At 36.2% G+C, this 18,633-nt stretch carries 12 protein-coding genes; 2 read left to right on the top strand and 10 right to left on the bottom strand.

Translation table 11 applies throughout. From position 1 onward, the window contains the following. Positions 1–58: 58 nt before the first annotated feature. The gene (locus NTX65_15630; protein MCX6170770.1) at positions 59–1,354 is read left to right on the top strand and encodes a glycosyltransferase family 9 protein; all 1,296 of its coding nucleotides are present in this window, start codon (positions 59–61) and stop codon (positions 1,352–1,354) included. On the opposite strand, the gene NTX65_15635 is transcribed toward NTX65_15630, so the two are convergent. The 5 genes from NTX65_15635 to dinB all read right to left on the bottom strand — a co-directional run bounded on the left by NTX65_15635 (position 1,351) and on the right by dinB (position 9,225). Next, complete coding sequence (locus NTX65_15635) at positions 1,351–2,616, bottom strand: glycosyltransferase family 87 protein (GenBank protein ID MCX6170771.1); 1,266 nt, start codon at positions 2,614–2,616, stop codon at positions 1,351–1,353. The two genes, NTX65_15630 and NTX65_15635, sit on opposite strands and share 4 nt — an antisense overlap. After that, positions 2,613–4,076: a radical SAM protein gene (locus NTX65_15640; GenBank protein ID MCX6170772.1), complete on the bottom strand. Its 1,464-nt coding sequence runs from the start codon at positions 4,074–4,076 to the stop codon at positions 2,613–2,615. Before NTX65_15640 ends, NTX65_15635 begins: the two co-directional genes overlap by 4 nt. 4 nt (positions 4,077–4,080) lie before the next feature. Further along, a complete protein-coding gene (locus tag NTX65_15645; protein MCX6170773.1) occupies positions 4,081–6,057 on the bottom strand; it encodes a glycosyltransferase family 1 protein in 1,977 nt (658 codons plus the stop codon). A gap of 341 nt (positions 6,058–6,398) precedes the next feature. After that, on the bottom strand, positions 6,399–8,069 hold the full coding sequence (locus NTX65_15650) for a PHP domain-containing protein (protein MCX6170774.1): 1,671 nt from the start codon (positions 8,067–8,069) through the stop codon (positions 6,399–6,401). 1 nt (position 8,070) lies between these two features. After that, complete coding sequence (gene dinB / locus NTX65_15655; protein MCX6170775.1) at positions 8,071–9,225, bottom strand: DNA polymerase IV; 1,155 nt, start codon at positions 9,223–9,225, stop codon at positions 8,071–8,073. Positions 9,226–9,294: 69 nt separating this feature from the next. On the opposite strand from dinB, the gene NTX65_15660 reads away from it, so the two are divergent. Then, positions 9,295–10,989 (top strand): hypothetical protein, encoded by a 1,695-nt coding sequence (locus tag NTX65_15660; GenBank protein ID MCX6170776.1) that lies wholly within the window; start codon positions 9,295–9,297, stop codon positions 10,987–10,989. Positions 10,990–10,991: 2 nt separating this feature from the next. Here the strand turns inward: NTX65_15660 and NTX65_15665 are convergent, their stop codons facing one another. The 5 genes from NTX65_15665 to NTX65_15685 form a co-directional block, all read right to left on the bottom strand. Beyond that, positions 10,992–11,882: a DUF72 domain-containing protein gene (locus tag NTX65_15665; protein ID MCX6170777.1), complete on the bottom strand. Its 891-nt coding sequence runs from the start codon at positions 11,880–11,882 to the stop codon at positions 10,992–10,994. 276 nt (positions 11,883–12,158) lie between these two features. Further along, positions 12,159–15,113 (bottom strand): hypothetical protein, encoded by a 2,955-nt coding sequence (locus NTX65_15670; GenBank protein MCX6170778.1) that lies wholly within the window; start codon positions 15,111–15,113, stop codon positions 12,159–12,161. 267 nt (positions 15,114–15,380) lie between these two features. Next, a complete protein-coding gene (locus NTX65_15675) occupies positions 15,381–16,334 on the bottom strand; it encodes a HAMP domain-containing sensor histidine kinase (GenBank protein MCX6170779.1) in 954 nt (317 codons plus the stop codon). Positions 16,335–16,573: 239 nt separating this feature from the next. After that, positions 16,574–16,792 (bottom strand): cold-shock protein, encoded by a 219-nt coding sequence (locus NTX65_15680; protein MCX6170780.1) that lies wholly within the window; start codon positions 16,790–16,792, stop codon positions 16,574–16,576. Positions 16,793–17,087: 295 nt separating this feature from the next. Then, positions 17,088–18,566: a bifunctional UDP-sugar hydrolase/5'-nucleotidase gene (locus NTX65_15685; protein MCX6170781.1), complete on the bottom strand. Its 1,479-nt coding sequence runs from the start codon at positions 18,564–18,566 to the stop codon at positions 17,088–17,090. Positions 18,567–18,633: the final 67 nt, after the last annotated feature.

An 18,633-nucleotide genomic window follows, 5' to 3' on the forward strand; every position in this document is an offset into this window, starting at 1 on the left:
TTCTTATATTTTTTATAGTTGTTCAGCATGAACTTTCTATATAGGTCCTCTGTTTAAAATGCTAAAGATTGATAATTCTAACTCGTTGAAGCTCAAATCAAAAATATTTATAGACAAGCTGATTGGAATTCCTTTTGTATTCTCTTTGAATTTGATCTTCCAACTATTCTTATTATTCAAACAAGAAAAGGAACCGGATAATTCAACAATCAAGCGGATTGCGGTTTGTAAATTCATGGGAATGGGAAGCATAATACAAAGCACTCCGTTATTAATTTCACTTAGAACAAAATATCCGGATGCTGAAATAATATTTGTCACTATTCCCAAAAACATGCCGCTCTTGGAATGTTTCTCTTTCGTTGATACAATTCTGACTATAGATGATAAGAATGCCGTCTCTCTGGCGTATACTTCCCTAAAAAGCATAACAAATTTTTTGCGTAATAGGATTGATCTTTTTATCGATCTAGAAATCTATTCATATTTTAGTACTCTCTTTACTGTATTCTGTTTTCCAAAATACAAAATCGGTTTCTACAGAAAAGAGTCCCGGATTCAGCTCGGCGTTTATTCCAAAATGATTTACTTCAACACAAAAGCGCCGGTAAAAAATGTTTATCTTCAGGCAGCGCAAATGTTCGGTTGCGATTCGGCAGTAAATGAGATTTATGATTATTCTGACTTATTTAATAACGGATTTTTTAAATCAGCTTCTCAGTTCAAAAATTTATTCGATAAGTCTAAAGATTATATTGTCATCAATCCAAACGCTTCCGATCTAAGAATCGAAAGAAGATGGGATAAATCCAACTATGTTGATCTGATTAACTCGATTTCAGAAAAATATCACGATAAACAAATTGTCCTAACCGGTTCATCTGAAGAAGCCGGATATGTTGGATCTATCTATAATGAGATTAATCCAAAGTATCGCGTAAATGTAACCGATACCTCCGGCAAATTTTCTTTAAAGGAATTAGTTGTATTGATAGCCGGAAGTTCTTTGATGATCACTAATGATTCAGGACCAATGCACATTGCGTTTGCTTTGAAGAAAAAAACTATTGCTCTCTTCGGTCCTTGCTCTCCCTTAGAGTACAGCGAACAACAAAATGTATTTTTTATTTATAAAAACATTTACTGCAGTCCGTGCGTTCATCATTTTTCAATATCACCTTGTAATGGTGACAACCAATGCATGAAAATGATTAAGACAAATGAAGTTTTACAAGCCGTAGATCAAATCTATTCCGGAACAATGGTTTGGAATTCCGGTTATACCGCGAGCAATATTCTCTATAACGTTCAGGAAGAGAATTTGACATTCGGACTTGTAAGCCGGAAGAATTAGACTCTCTTTAATCTCTCCATTCTGTTACTTATTAGTAAATACCATACTGCTGCAGTAAAATATGCAACCGTCAACCACAAGCGATAAAAGAGAAGGATCAAAGAACCGATTCCAAGTTTAGGCAACAGAAACGGTGCAGACCCCACTAAAATGAAAAGTATAATGAATGTCAGACTGGATGCCGGGTAATCTTCATTCAGAGAACTTGTTATTAGTAACATTGCCGGAAATGCAAGGATGAGTAAATGATAACTTGCAGAAGCCGGAGAGAGTACCAATAAAAGAAGAGATGAAAGAGCTATTGATTTAGCGAAGGAATTTTTATCATTTTTAATTTTTATTGAAACTAGAACTGTGATGATAGTAAATGATAAATAAACAATTACTCTAGCAATATTAAAAAGGGCGGGACTATTAATAAAAGGAGTTTTATTTTCTGCCATATCATAGACAAATAAATTTCTAAAAAGTGAATTCCACGATTGAAACTGAACTGCATAATTAGATTGGCTGCTGAGTTCTCCGTTTAAATGGGAGAATAGAACTTTGTCAATAAATTGGCGGTAGATCTCCGGTCCTAGAATAAAATATGAAACCGTGTTTATTAAAATTAACGTCAAAAGCAAGGAGACAAGAATTTTCCATTTTTTGTTATAGAATAAAAGAGGAATGAAAACAAGAGGGAAATATTTTACTGCTGCACCTATTCCCCAGAATAATCCCGCGAATTGTTCTTTCCGCTTTTCGAGGAGCCAATAGCCGAGCACTATAAACATCAAGAGAAACAAGTAAAGCTGTCCCAGCAATAAATTGTTCACTAATGCCGCTCCCGAAAAAAGAATGAAATTCAAACAGACAATAATTTTTAGTTTAGAAATTCTTGCGAAGAGATATGCAGTAAAGAGAAGCACGATCAAATTGAGAACAAGAAAAATTCTTTTTGCTGTTAATGGATTGAAAAACGCACCGGGCAGCATAACAAAAACCGTTGGGGGCGGAAAGGGTGAAAATTTTCCTTTCTCTCTAATGCCGTAATCATTTATTTTTTGCTGGAACCATGAATCATCATAGATATTTGATAAATCTTTTCCTTCTATGAACAGTTTCGATGCAGAGTAGTAGTTCGGGAAATCCGAATTTATATTATTCCATGCGGGAATTATCCCATATTTTATATGAAACAGACTTAAAAGAATAAAAAGCAAAATGGGAAAATATTGATGCGGATGGGATAGATAATTTAATGGTTGACGGATATTCAATTCGATCCTTCAAGCCTCTTTAAATAAAATGAATCAATAATAACTTGAGGTAAATAGTAAAAGATAGAAAGCGCCGTCTTAAGAGTTGATATTTTTTGTCTAAACGGATTATTAATTATTGCCTTAAGAGCCGAGATTGCTTTCCGGTTTCGATAAACCCGATGAATAAAATGATGCATTCTTTTATAATAGACCGGTTGAAAAGTATTTCGGAACATCATTGCAAGATCATCGGAATCATTCCAATTGGTTTTAGTTCCTAAATCTGCTTTGACCATTTCGTAAAATTTTGTTCCGGGCAATGGATAAGAAACTGAAATACCAATATCGTCGGGAAGCAATTCCGTAATCATTTCAATTGTTTTTTCAATATCCTTTTTAGTTTCACTTAAGTAACCAAGCTGGATAAAAAAAGCCACATTAATTTTTTTCTCTTTCAATAATTTAGTTGCACTATAGATCTGTCCAATTGTTGTTCCTTTATCCATCGCGTCAAGAATTCTCTGCGATCCGGATTCTGCCCCAACCCAAACTGTTTCTGCACCCGATTGAAATAGTGCGTCGATATTGTTTTCATTAAGAAGAAGATCCACTCTTGATTGAATCTTATACTTGAATTTCATATTACGTTCTAGGACTATATTCCGGAATTCGTTTATCCATCCGGGTTTTAGACCAAAGATATCATCACAGAACCAGAAATGATCCGGCTGATATTCTTTAATAAGAAATTCAATTTCATCCGAAACATTTTTAGGTGAGCGTGAATTATACCGTGTACCGTAAATCGGTTTTGCACACCAGTTGCATTTGAAAGGACATCCTCTTGTTGTAGCAATATTTAAAGAGAAATAACCATGATTATCCAACCAGATTTTTCTATACTTATCTATATCAATTAAATCCCAGGCAGGGAATGGAAACTCATCCAGAGCTGTTAGAATTTGTCTCTTGCCGGTGGTAATAGTTTTTGTTCCGGACCGTAAAGCAATTCCGTTTATCTTCTCTATATTTTTATTTCCGCTTTCAATTGATGTGAGTAGTTCATATAAAGTTACTTCACCCTCCCCCATCAAAATATAATCAGCACCATGATCAAGATATTTTTCATAATGATCTGTCGAGTCGGAACCGGAGACTATTACTGTACAACCGAATTGTTTTCCAATTTGGGATAACTGGAATGCGGATTCCCTCATTTTGGTTAAACACATTTTTGTCAAATAATTAAAACCATCATCATAAATTATCAAGTACTTAGGATGATTTTTTTCAAGAACTGGAATAATATCTGTAGCTGATTCCGCTAGGTTTGTATCGAACACACTTACATCGAACCCGTTACTCCGCAGATAGGAAGCAGCGTATAAAGTGCCCAACGGCGGATACGGTTTTTTAGTCTCCCATTGTTTAGGATCGAACCGGTAGAAATATGAATGAGTTAATAAAATATTATTCATAACATTACTTAGCCAATGCCTGGATAATATCATTAGTGTTTTTAGACTCTATGTATCTAGACCATTGTATATCAAATTCCTCTAATATTTTTTTTCTATAATCCTGAGTATGGAGTTTAATTACATGTTCGGATAATATTACGTTGCCGTCGCCAGAACTATTGATAAATTTTTGATACCATTTACGGTACATTTTGTTTAATGCCCAATTAAATAGCGAATTTATTCTATACAATGAGGAACTTTGAATATGTGAACTTTCCGGAATCTTATAATTTGGATAGAAATTTGTTACCCAATTATTCTTACTAATAAAAAAGTTAAGGTATTCATCATTTTTAAATGGTTTCAGACTCATGATTTGATGAGCTACATATAAATCATTAGGGGTATTTATCACTATTTCCTTTTCATCAATCAAATAATTAACACACACTATATTTCTTGATTTGAAGAGAAGCGATATAGCATGGATCAACAGATAAACAATATAAACCGAATAAGGCTTTGTAATTATAAAGAGATCAATATCATCATGATTGTTGATACCATAATTGGCGGTTCCTCCGCTAAAAGCAATCAGAGTTATAAACGGAATTTTATTTAGCACTTTTAATAATCTTTTTACCAACCGCGGATCGATCGATTTATTTTTTTTAGTATAGAACGAATCAATTTCCGTATTAAGAATCATTTTGTTGTTATTGATTGTTATCGCGTTCTTCATAAGTAATGATTCGGTTGCGTCATCTATTTGCTCTCTTGTTACTTTTATATCATGCAGAAAAGGATGCAAACTTTCAAATTCCAATCCGCTGTTAAAAAGTTTATAATAAAGAAGAGTTTTTTCAATTGCATTTTCAACTTCATCGTGGTGCGCTCGATTCAAGTAGAATATTATATTTTCTTTTTGGATTACGGTTGATAATATTGAATTTAACTGGTCAGCCATCTGTTCCGGCGAATATTCAATCTTATATTTTTGTTTTTCCGATTGAGCGGCAATATATAAACGGTCAAATCCCATTAACATCTCATTACACATGGAAGGATGGAAAGTAAAAGAATGTGGTTGCGAAATTTCTTCTGTACTCGTGCCTGAACTGCAAAGAACGGGCAATCCGTAATGCATCGCTTCCAACACCGGAAATCCAAAACCTTCTACAAAACTTGAATGTACAAATCCCGCAGCGTTTTGGTAAAGTTGGTGAAGTTCAAGCTCTTCAACATACCCGGTAAATTCAACATCGGGATGATGAGAATAGCGTTTCATCATGTTTTGAATTTCTTCCGAATTTTGCCAGATCTCACCGGCAATTTTCAATTTCATTTTGACACTGTTTTTCGATTTCCAGCTAACAAAATTTTCAATCATGAATAATAAATTTTTCCGTGGTTCAATATGCCCGACATATAAAAAATATGGGCTTTCAGCATTGATATGATTCGTCAAATGATTTTTTGAGAAAATACTTGCGTCAACATACGGCTGCAGCAGATGAATTTTATTTTTATCTACTCCAAGATATTTATTAATCATTTCCTTTGAGTGCTCACTTATAGTGACAATCAACGGATTCTTTTTCATAATCTTTGTCAACTGGTTTTTGTAATAGAAGACAAATGCTTTTGAATAGAAATCTGGATGAGAATAAAAAGAAAGATCATGAATGATTATTAAAGATGGTTTATTGAAATTGAGAGGCATTAAATAATTCGGGAAAATTCCGAAATCCACTTTGGCATTATACATATCCGAGGAGAGCAAAAATGTTCTGTAAAGATGGCGGTTAATCCCGCCTCTTTTTATGAATGGAATTGAATTTAGAATGTTACTTTTTGGTAATCGATCGATTGATTGTATTGGAAATGTTTTTATCTCATGTTCAGTTTTATTTAATTGAGATAGCAGACATTGTATATATCTTGAAGTGCCGGTGTTTTTTCCGCCCATCGCGGAAATGTCCAAACCGATAATCATGGTACCATCCAAGAATTATTTATTATTATTCAAATTGACAATCTTACTAAGGACATCACCGCCTGGATCTGATTACATTATCTTTACAAATCAATCTATAGATGTATTCATTTACTTATGTGCTTGATGGAATGTTGATCTCTTTAATACCATGATCTAATTTGGAAAACAACAAACCGGCTTATGAAGTTCATTTAAATTCATGCGGAATAAATTGCACTATTGCCCTAACATTAAAAACTGGAATTATTCTGCGTTGAAAAGATGTATCTCGGAGTTTGAGATCGTGAGATGTTTATCGCCATACATTAAAATATTTTTATATTTGGTTAATGGAGCAATTAATGGAGTGAGATATTATAGATCGGGATGCTGATATCCCCTGTATTATTTTTAGAAGCCGAAATTTTATTCAATTCATTCATGGTAAGTTTTAGCACACCGAGAGAACGCTGGCTTAACAGATCAATTTTAATCAAACCAAGTTCTTCCGTGGAATACATATCCGGCTGTGTGATCACTAGACCGAGCCCTTTGTTCTTGGCGTATTCCATTGCAACGTAATTTGTAATTTTTTCTTTTGTAATAATTATTCCGCTCGGGTGAATGCTTAAGTGACGCGGGAATCCGGCAAGTCTGGATGCAAGGTTTACAATTGTTTTCCAAGGTTCATTTTTAAAATCTAAAGAACGTGTCTCCGGAAATTTCTCGGCAATATTCGGAAGATTGTGTGCCGAAGTCCACGGAATAAATTTACTGTACTTGGAAATTTCGGAATCGGGGATACCGAATGCTTTGGCAACTTCTCTGAAAGCAGAACGCGCGCGGAAAGTAACTGTTGTGGAGATCATTCCGACCCGATCATAACCATACTTTTCAAAAACATATTTTATAATTGAGTCTCTCTCCTTCCATGAAAAATCCAGATCAACATCCGGCGGAGAAAGGCGGCCGCGGTTAAGAAATCTTTCGAAGTAAAGATTATGTTTTACCGGATCAACTTCCGTAAAACCAAGACAGTAAGAGACAAGACTATTTGCTGCCGAGCCGCGACCGATATGAATTATTCCGCGGCTCTTTGCTTCACGTATAATATCCCAAACAATTAAAAAATAATCGCTGAAACCAAGTTCTTCAATTACTTCTAACTCATAATTGAGCCGTTTAATTGCCTGCTCTGTAATTTTATCGTACCGCCTTGTAAGACCTTCAAAAGAGATTTTCCAGAGAGATGAGAAAGCGCTGTCGTTCAGCTGTACTGAAAATGTTGGGAATTTATATTCGCCTATTTTAAGATCAACATTACATTCTTGCGCAATCTTATCGGCATTCCAGAGAGCTTCGGGAAGTCCTTTCCAAGTAAGTGAAAGCTCTGCCGGAGATTTAAGATAGAATTCCTCGTCAATAATATCTGCGCTCTCCAAATTGGCAAGAGTGGAATTACTTCTAACTGCAGAAACAACTTTGTGAAGAAGAAAATCTTCGGGCGAAAGAAAATATGCCGGATGAGTAGCGACAATTTTAAGATGATTCGCTTTTGCAAAATCATAAAGCACACGAGTATTATTTTTTTGTTTCTCCGTCACAATAAGTTCTACAAATAAATTTTGCCTGAGCGACAGATCAATCTGCATCTGTTTCAATAAACTGATAGAGGAAGTAAGAATGAAAAGATCGTTTAAAGGTTCTTTGAAAAGATTAGGCAAGGAAAAATCGTCTTTTAATTTACGGGTTGTAATAATTCTGCATAGATGGGAATAACCGTCATTATTCCTGGCAATAAAAACCGCGGATAAATCTTTCTCTTTGGGATCGTCAATAAGAGCGCCGAGAATAGGTTTGATATTATTTTCTTTAGCGGTTTTGAGAAACTGGATTAAACCGTACATGGCATTTGTATCTGTAAGCGCTACGTAAGTACTGTTCGATTTTTTTGCGAAGCCGACGAGTTCATCAATCTTAATTGTTGATTGAAGCAAAGAATAATTGGAATGTGCGTGAAGAGTAAACATCTTAATCCTTCCCTTCCGCGCCGATATGAATTGACTTAGAGCCGAACTTGTCTCTGATTTTAGTTACGGCATTGAGCATCCGTTTGCGGATGATGTCTTCATCTTCAAATAAAACTCCCTGTTCGGAAGAATGATCGAGATTGCTAAGGTGAACACCGATCAAGCGGACGCCGACTCTCCGCGAATAAGCGTTGCGGAAAAGTTTAGAAGCGGTTTCAAATATAATTTTATCATCATCGGTTGGTTCGTGCAGAGTTTTTGCACGCGTAATTGTTGAAAAATCCGAATAACGGAGTTTTATAGAAACAGTTGCAGCATGAAAATTTTCATTCCGGAGAAGCTGGGCAACTTTTGCAATTAGTTCGAAGAGATGATTTTCAATTTCTGTTTTGCCGACTATATCCTGGTTAAAAGTTGTTTCTTTCGAGATGCTTTTTCTATCATGTTCAGCATAAAGAATATCGTTGCCAAAACCGTTAGCACGGTTCCAGAGATCCGTGCCGAACTTTCCGAGAACAGTTGCAAGATAATCCGGCGAAGCATTGGCAATATCTCCGATTGTTTTAAATCCGCGCGCCCGTAAAATTGGGAAAGTTTTTTTGCCAACACCGGGAATTCTTTCAATTGCAAGAGGCGCAAGAAACTCTTTTTCCTTTCCGTGAGGAACAAAAGTAATTCCGCACGGTTTCTTAAAGTCGGTAGCAATTTTACTTACGCCTTTATTCGAGCTGATCCCCATAGAACAAGGGAGAGAAAATTTATGCTGGATTTCATCCTGCAATTCCTTGGCAAACTTTTCCGGCTTGCCGTAAATTTTTTCGCATCCGGTAAAATCAAAATAAAATTCATCAACAGAAGCCTGCTGCACGAGCGGAAATTTTTCTTCTAAGAGTAATTTCACCGCGTTTGAGTAGCGCACATATTCTTTGTAATGACCGTGAAGAAAGAGAGCTGTTGGGCATAAGCGGTAAGCGTTTCGAATCGGCATTGCCGAATGAATGCCGTATTTCCTGGCTTCATATGAACAAGCGGCAACAACTCCGCGCCCATGCGGATCTCCGCCAACAATTACCGGTTTACCTTCGAGCGAAGGATCTAAAATCCTTTCGACCGAGACAAAAAAAGCATCCATATCTAAGTGGAAGATGGTTTTCATAGAAAAATGTTGTTTTTAGTCAATTTTGCCCTTGAAATAGTCGATAATAAATTATAATATAGTGCACAAATGTTCACCATTAATATGATAAAAGAAGAGAATATAAACAAGTCAGAAGTGCTGGATCTGGCAAAATATAAATTGCCGGAAGCCAGAAAACTGAATAAAATTTTTGACGCCGTCCCAAGAATTATTAACGAGACCGGCTTCGATATATTCAATTATGAAAATGTATTTGCCGATTTTGCGACTCAAGAATTAATCCGCACCGGAAATACTATCGGCTGCTTTTATATTGAAAGTCCCGGCATGCGTTCACTGCTTAAGCGCACCGACTGCCGCACATTTGAAATGCTTACGGCCGTATCATCAATCATCCGTCCGGGTGTTGCCGAAAGCGGAATGATGAAAGAATTTATTGAGCGGCATAAAGATCCTAAGAGAAGAAAATATTTAGTCCCAGAGATGGAAAAATATCTTGGTGAAACATACGGCGTTATGATTTATCAGGAAGATGTAATAAAAGTCGCTCATCATATTGTCGGATTGACTTTGGAAGAAGCCGATTTGCTCAGAAGAGCGATGAGCGGAAAGATGCGTTCTCATAAAGCAATGCAGATGGTAATGGATAAATTTTTTATCTGCTGCAAAGAAAAAGGATATTCCGATAAAACAGCCGGCGAATTATGGAAACAGATAGAAAGTTTTGCCGGATACGCATTTTGTAAAGCGCATAGCGCTTCGTTTGCATTACTCTCCTTTCAAGTAGCGTATCTCAAAACGCATTATCCCGCGCAGTTCATGGCATCGGTGTTAACAAATCAAGGCGGTTATTATTCTGCCGCTGTTTATGTCTCTGAAGCAAAGAGACTTGGAATAAAAATTTTACTTCCGTGCGTTAACAACAGTTATTATGAATACAGCGCAGCCGTTAAAGAAATAAGAATCGGTTTAATGGCAATAAAGAATCTTGAATCTTCCGAAGCCGATTTGATAATCAAAGAGCGCGAAGCCAACGGCAGATATGTTTCTCTTGCCGATTTATTAGTAAGAACAAAACTCGGCTATGAACGCTGCGAATCTCTGATCAAGTGCGGAGCGATGGATTGCTTTAATCAAACAAGACCGACACTTTTAAGATTGCTCGATGTCTATTTCAACAGCAGAAAATTGCTTGACGAAAGTTCAAACGATTTGTTTGTGAATGAATCGATCAAATTGGAAAAAGAAGTTGTAACTGGAATCGATTTCAGCATGGAAGAAAAATGTCTTTGCGAGTTTGATACTTTCGGCTATATGGTTTCCCAGCATCCGCTTGAATTTTTTGAAGAGATAAAAGCTGAAGAGATCGTTCCGTCTGCCGGCATGCTGAAGTATAACGGCAAAAAGATAAAGATGATCGGTTGGTATATGGCATCGAAGAGAATTAAAACAAGCAAGGGCGAAATAATGAAATTTCTTTCCCTCGAAGATCTGAGCGGAACATTTGAAGCGGTGATCTTTCCGCAAGCGTACGCAAAGTTTGCTGAGCTCACTCTTTCCATGGGACCGTTTGTAATTGAAGGCAAAGTTGATGCGGAGAGCGGCAATAATATAATAGTCGATAAACTCAGCGTTCTAACCGAAGCGACGGCGAAATCGATCACGCAAAAAGACCGGAATGCTGCCGACTTCTTCGGCGATGCGGAAAAGCCGGCAAGTTATGAAGAGATAATGCTGGTTGATTCTCTCGGTAAAGAGAAATTAATGCATGCTTACTTGTAGAATTAATTGAGAGAAATTTTTCCTAATCTTGGATACGCTTTCAATGTAGCCGGTGGAACCGGGATTTTAATTCTTTCATTTAACAAGTGAATCAGTTCCAAAGCATTTGCAACGGCATTGCCGTGCGGATGATTGTTAAGAATCAGATAAACTTTCTTTACGGTATCAAGAACTTCTTTGATTGCTCTTTCAAACTCCAGCAATTCTCCGGGTGAATAAAGATAATCGTAACGCTCGCTTTGCTGCTCGTAAGTCTGATCTTTCTCGAAATTATTTAATGATTGCTTCCATGCTTTTTCATTCCGCCCGTGCAGTCTTATATAAAGATTCTCCCCCGCTTTAACTGTTTTGAACTCAACTGCCTCGCCGATATTCGGCTGATCAATTGTGCAGAGCGAACTTTTATTTTTTGCCGCAAAGTTATAGAAGCGTTCAATCAACCATGATTTATGCCGGACTTCGATAAACTTTTCATATTCGGAAAAGATATCAACCAGATCTTTTACATAATTGGCATTTTCCTTTGTTAATGTGAATGAGTAAGGAAACTGAATGAGCAAACCCCCGAGCCGCTCGGCATTTTTCAGCTGGTTTAGATTTGATTTTATGGCTTCAATTTGAGCGTTCTTAAAATTGTGTTTATGTGTAAAGTCTTGATGAAGTTTTATTGTGAAGAGAAAATCATTTTTGTCTTCTACTTTATTTATCCATCCCTCAACGGTTTTTGGAGAGATATAAGTATAATAACTTGCGTTTACTTCAACAGTATTGAAATATTGCGAATAGAATTCGAGCCAGTCGAAAGATTTACTTTGTGATTTGGTATAAAAACTATCGATCCAATCCTTATAAGACCAACCGGCTGTACCGATGTAAATTTTTGTTTTAGACATTTTGAATTATTGGGAAGATAGTCCATTCCTTAATGCGATAACAATTGGATTCGTCAACATTCAATTACCGCAATTATTTTATTTATTAAGAGAAACTCAATATACTCTGCAGCCAAATTTAGAACCGGCTAATCCTAAGTCAGTTCTTAGAACCCGAAGCAGCATTCTGTCGCCGTCCACATTTGCCTTAACTTCCCTGCCAATGAGTTTAGATTCAATAAGTTCATCCAGAATGTTCTCTGCATGAAAAAAATATTTTTTATTAATTCTTCTTTTTTATTTTTTGACCCAATTATTTAACGTTACCACAAACCCTTTTTCAGATTCTTTGAAAGTTCTAATCATTTGTGAAGTCGGTGGCATATCACTCTCCTGCAATAAATTTTGTAATGAAGAAAAAGTTCTTAAATATTTGGAAAAGTCTTTTCCCATCTCAGAAAATCTTGCATCTTTTTTATCAGCAATTTCTTTTAGCGCACTTCTGCATTTAATTACATATGAATAACATGCTAAACTCAAATCATACTGAAGCTGTAAATCTTTTTTACTTGTTTTAACTCTGGGATCCATCTTGATCCTAAATGTCTGTGAAGATTCTTTGCCATCAACAACCAATCTAACTGTATACGTTCCGGGCATCACCCACGGAGATGTTGGAACTGGCGCAGTGTTCATATAAATCGCAGACATCGGATACGACGGCGGAACGTTTTGAGGTGTGTATCTCATATCCCACATAAATCTATGCGAGCCGGATTCTGCAGAAGGAATCTGCTGGGGACGGATCCAATAAAGAGGAATATTTAAATCCGGTATCTTGTAGAGCGGATCTTTATTAGTATACTTTCTTACAACAGTTCCTTGTGAATCTAATATTTCCAGACTAACATCGGCAGCTTTATCATCTAAATAATAATTTATAATTGCGCCTTCCGGAGGATTTTGCCCTGCCGGTTCTTCCTGCGGTAACGGCGTATCAGTATTCATATTCCAACGAACTCGATATGAATCTTGCGGTTTAAATAGAATAACATCCACTTTTTTTGATTCAGCATTAAGCTGTCGCAATGGAGTTATATCATCCAGTATCCAAAAACTTCTTCCGTGTGTTGCTATAACTAGATCGTCATCCTTAATTATCAAATCTCTTATAGAAGTAGCCGGCATGTTCAAACGTAAAGATTGCCAATTTTCACCATCATCAAATGAAACATAAACAGCAGTCTCACTTCCGGCGAATAATAATCCTTTTCTGATTGGATCTTCTTTAACAACATTGATCGGATCACTTGGCAAACCGTTTACAATTTCTTTCCAGGTTTTACCGCCGTCTTTTGTTCTATAAATATGAGGGTGCATATCATCTAGCCGGATTCTGTTCACCGCAGCATAAGCAGTATTTACATCTGTATGACTTGCATCCATCAAAGAAACCTTTGACCAGCTTGTAATTTCCGGAGGCGTAACATTTTTCCAAGTTTTACCTCCATCTTTAGTAACATGAATTAAACCATCATCAGTACCGCACCAGATTGTATTTATATCTACATATGATGGAGCCACGGTATAAATGACTCCGCGTCTCGGCATTTTTTTCATTTCATCTTTTGTATAAATTCCGACGCTGGCGGGTATCTCCCAATTTTCTCTTGATAAATCCGGACTAATCACTTTCCAACTGTTTCCCTTATCAATTGTTTTGAATAAAACATTTCCGGCATAGTACAATGTTTTGTTATCAATCGGATTGAACAATATTGGTGCAGTTCTTATAAAACGGTATTTACCACCGCGGCTGATTTCCGGTGAAATATTTTGTGTCTGCCCTGTTTGTTTATCATACTTAGAAATTTTTCCACCGTAAATAATATTCGGATCTTTCGGATCTGCGACAACATACCCATATTCTTCCGCGCCGACCGGATGCCATTCTCTAAAAGTTATTTCTCCATCATTTCCACGCGATGCAATTCCCACTGAACCGCTTTCCTGTTGTCCACTATATACGTTATAAGGAAAATCATTGTCCGCACTAACATGATAGAACTGAGCCGTTGGCTGATTGTACCAGCTCGAAAAAGTTTCACCGCCATTAACAGTTATGATTGCTCCTTGATCTGCAGCGATCAGCATTATCTTATTGTTATCGGGATTAATCCAAATACGATGATAATCATCTCCGCCGGGCGCTCCGCGGAAGCCACTCCAAGTTTTGCCTCCGTCAATACTTTTCCATACCACAATATTTGCAGAATAAACTACATCGGAGTTAGAAGGATCAACACTCACTTCAGCAAAGTCGTCACCTCTTCCCCAAAGTCTTCCATCAGAATTTATATTAGCCCATGATTCTCCCGCATCATCACTTCTATATATTCCGCCTAGTTTTCCAGCATCAACGGATGCATACATTCTGTTAGAATTGGAAGGAGCGATGCAAACCCCTATTCTTCCCAAACCTTGCGCGGTTGTTGGTAAACCTTTTGTAATTTTATTCCATGTCGTTCCGCCATCTATAGATTTGAATAAACCGCTTTCGGGTCCGCTCCATTCACCATTTTCCCATGGACCTTGTCTAGCCGCCCAAAGATCTGCAAAGACGATATTGGAATTGTTCGGATCAATCGTAACTTGAATAGCTCCTGTATTTTCATCTTTATACAAAACTTTTTCCCAAGTATTTCCGCCGTCGATTGTTCTGTAAACTCCTCTCTCAGTATTAGGTCCGTAAGGATGACCGAGCACTGCGGCAAAAACACGATTTTCATTTTTGGGATCGATTGCAAGTCCACCAATCTGCTGCCAGTCATTCAGACCGGTATTCTTCCAAGTTTTGCCGGCATCAGCCGATTTATAAATTCCGTTACCAACCGAAAGATCCGGGCGCTGAATACCTTCACCGGATCCGACATAAATTACATTGGGATTCGAAGGTGCGACGACAATATCACCGATTGAACCGGTTGACTGTTCATCAAAAATCGGTACCCAGACTCTTCCGAAATCAGAAGTTTTCCAAACACCGCCATTATTTACACCGATATAGAAAACATTCGGCTGCTGTCTTACACCGACTGCGCCAACAGTTCTTCCGCCCCGGTGCGGACCGATCATTCTCCACCGCATCGAGTTGAAATATTTTTGTTCAAAAGTCTGAGCGTTTATGATGTTTAGAAAAGTTATTCCGAAAAATACAGTTACAAGAAATTTACTAGTTATATTTTTTCTCATTTTTTTTCATTCATAATTATTGATTAAAATATTTTTAAGTAACGGAAATTATTCTTACTACTTTATCAAAGTAATAATTTTGGGTTACAAAAACTATATGAGCGACACATTAATAAATGTTTTATGAAATTATTCTTATCAACAAAAAAAAAGGTTCGAAAATAATTATCTTCGAACCAATTTAGTATATGCTTTTTGTTTTAATTTATCCCCATAAGCGTATTCAAGTTAATTCTTTTAAAAATATTACTAAATAAACCGCATCAACTATTTTGAGAAGGTGACAGTAAATTTGCTCCCCTTTCCCTTCTCTGATATAACAGAGATCTCTGCTTTATTAAGCTCACAATACTTTTTCACAAGAGATAGTCCTAAACCATTACCTTCAAATTTTCTAGAGTATCCGTGATCTTCTTGAATAAAAGGTTCGAAGATTTTTGTTATGTAGCCTGGAGCAATTCCAATTCCCGTATCTGAAACAATAATTCTCATTCTTTCTTTCACATCTTTTTCTATTACCACTTCCACACTTCCTTTTTCTGTAAATTTAATTGCATTATCAATCAAGTGGGTAAGAATTAGCCGGATACTTCTTTTATCACCGAATATTTTGGAGCCATCAGATTTATTAACAATGTTGAAATCAATTCCTTTATCATGACATTGATCAAGCAATCCACTTTTTATCTCCAGAAAAACATCATTTATCAAATCAATTTCTACAAAATTAGCTTTATAAGTTCCGAGCTGTATTTCCGACATGTCCAAGATCATCTCTACGGTTCTAATTAATCTCTTATCGGCAGTTTCAATTGCATTGATACTTTTTATTGTTTCCGGTGTTAACATATCTCCGAGCTGGTCTTTGATTATTGTTGTATGTCCCATCGATATTGCAATCGGAGTTCTTATTTCATGCGATATCTGCGCAAGAAATTCTGTCTTTAATTTGTTTGCTCTCTCCGCTTCTTCCTTTGCAAGATTAATAAAATAGATTGCTTTGCTAATCAAATAATAAAGGAATATGGAAGTAAGCATAACATAAGACCAAGCTTTTAAAATCACTATCCATATTTTATGTTCTGTTAATGCAAAGAATTTTCCCAGGGTGGAATCTGTTAGGAAAATCCAAACTGCGCTTAGACATACATAGATAAAAATAATTCTAAGCGTCATAATTGAAGAAAATACTTTTGGGGAATTTTCGTCCCTCTTTTTCACCTAGCCTCCAAATTATTTTTAATGGCCTTAGTCTCTTTATTATCGTATTAAAAATTAAATTATTTATTAAGTAAAACTTACTAAAACTTTTCCAGTTTATCTTTTAATAGAGAATAAATCCAAGTCATTTAGCAAAGAGGAGTATAATTTTTGAAGGCAAAAGAAAATGAGGTTATATGAAATTAAAAAGAGGTATTTAAAATAAAAAACCCGCCTGAGCGGGTTTGTAAAAAGAATTATTAATTCTTGCTTATTAAGCGAACGTCGGCAGCTTGAAGCCCTTTTGGACCTTGTGTAACCGAAAATTCAACTTTATCGTTTTCTTCTAAAGATTTATATCCATCTCCAACAATTGACTGAAAATGTACGAATACATCTTCTCCGCCCTCTTGTGAAATAAAACCAAAACCTTTTGTGCTATTGAACCATTTTACTGATCCTTGTTTGCGCTCTGCCATAACAGATGCTCCTTTTTGTGATATAGTGATTGTTAATTTTGACAGGGCTTTATATCTACTGAAGATTTTCGAATTGCTTCTACGTCTACATCTACTTCTAAAGTTACTGCCTTTGTTGATGTAAACATACGGCAACTATTCACCGTATCCTAATTATAATTTAATTGATATTCCTATCTCACAAAGCCGAATAACGATATAAACAATATCAAATTTTATGAAAAAATATGAGAGACCTTGCTTTAATTTTTTTACTCTACTGTCTAATAGTGTTTTCCCTTATTATAAAAACAAACTAATAGTAAAACACATACTGGGCACTTTGTCTTAGTGATTTATCCAAATAATTATCCAAAGGATTGCTGACTGTAGTATTCAAAGATTTAATCCAGTCGATAACCGGCTGGCGCCAATTTACCTTATAATATATTGGTACATCATCATACTGTTGAAGAATTTGCGTGATAGAATAATAAAAATCTGTAGTTAAAACCCTATAAGTCTTAGAAAGATTTACTGAAGAGCCGTCTTTTAATGTATAAACACCTATTGTAGAAATACCTCCTACGAAGACCTCATTCTTTATACTATTTAATGCTGATATTAACTGAGCACCTGTAAGTTGAAGTTCAACTATTTCATTGTCAAACGGTAATATACCCACTATCGACGCAAGAGTTATATCGCCAGCAGGAATAGATTGTCTTACTCCGCCTCTGTTGGAGATTGAGATGTCGGCATATGGGAAAGAATATAGCCATGAGTCAGTTATCAGATTATACATGCTGGCCGAACTAATTCCAATATCACTTTTTGTATAACCGATTACTTTGGAGAGTTCATTATTTGTTTGGATCTTCCATGAATCGACAATGCTCTTAACGTCTAGATCCGAATTACCGCCTATGTTGTCCTTTATGTTTGCGGAAATACTAATTACCGTATCAACAACTGCATCTAAATGAATTGAAGCAACTGAATATGACATCATATTAGATCCGCTTTCAATAATCGTAACTCCATTTACAACTTCCAATATTGTTTCATGAGTATGACCTCCGGCAATAAAGGAAATACCCATTTTCTTAGCAACTGGTGCCAAAGTCCTCATTTCCGCTTCACCCATATGGGAAATAATTATCAACAATTTAGCTCCTTCGGATTTCATCTTTGGAACAACGGTGTTTAGTGCTTCCTGATAAGATATTAATTCAAGGTTTTCAAGATATTTAGGGAACACAATACTTGTAATATAAACAGATGTTAGTCCAATGATTCCAACTTTAACACCGTTAACTTCTTTTATGATATATGGAGATGCAAAATCGGGATAACCGCCATTAATTTTATTTTTCATATTTGCTGAGAGAAATGGAAACTTAGATTGATTTTTCCTTTCTAAAAGTTTATCAAATCCGAAATCAAATTCATGGTTGCCAACTGCTGCGGCACTGTAATTCATTTTATTCATTACTTCCGTCATAGATTTACCTTCGAACCATGTTGAGATAGATGGTCCCGTCCACATATCGCCCCCGCTTAAAATTAAATAAGGTTTATTTTCGGCATAGCTTTCATTCTGCTTCCAAAGACCCATCATACCCGCAGCACCTCCGCGTGTTGATGTTGCTTCCATCCAGCCGTGTTCATCATTAGTATAAATTATAGTGATATCTTTGGTTTGTTTGTTGGATGCCGGCTCTGTTACTGTGTTTTCTTTGCTGCAGCTTATTAAGAAAAGAAGGAATAAAGGATAGATTTTCCACGTTTTCATTTCAGAACCCCATCTATTTTTTGAGAATTTTTTCGAATATGAGATTTGATGCCGGACTAACTTGTTC

It is taken from the genome of Ignavibacteriales bacterium (assembly GCA_026390795.1).
GTDB lineage: Bacteria > Bacteroidota > Ignavibacteria > Ignavibacteriales > Melioribacteraceae > Fen-1258.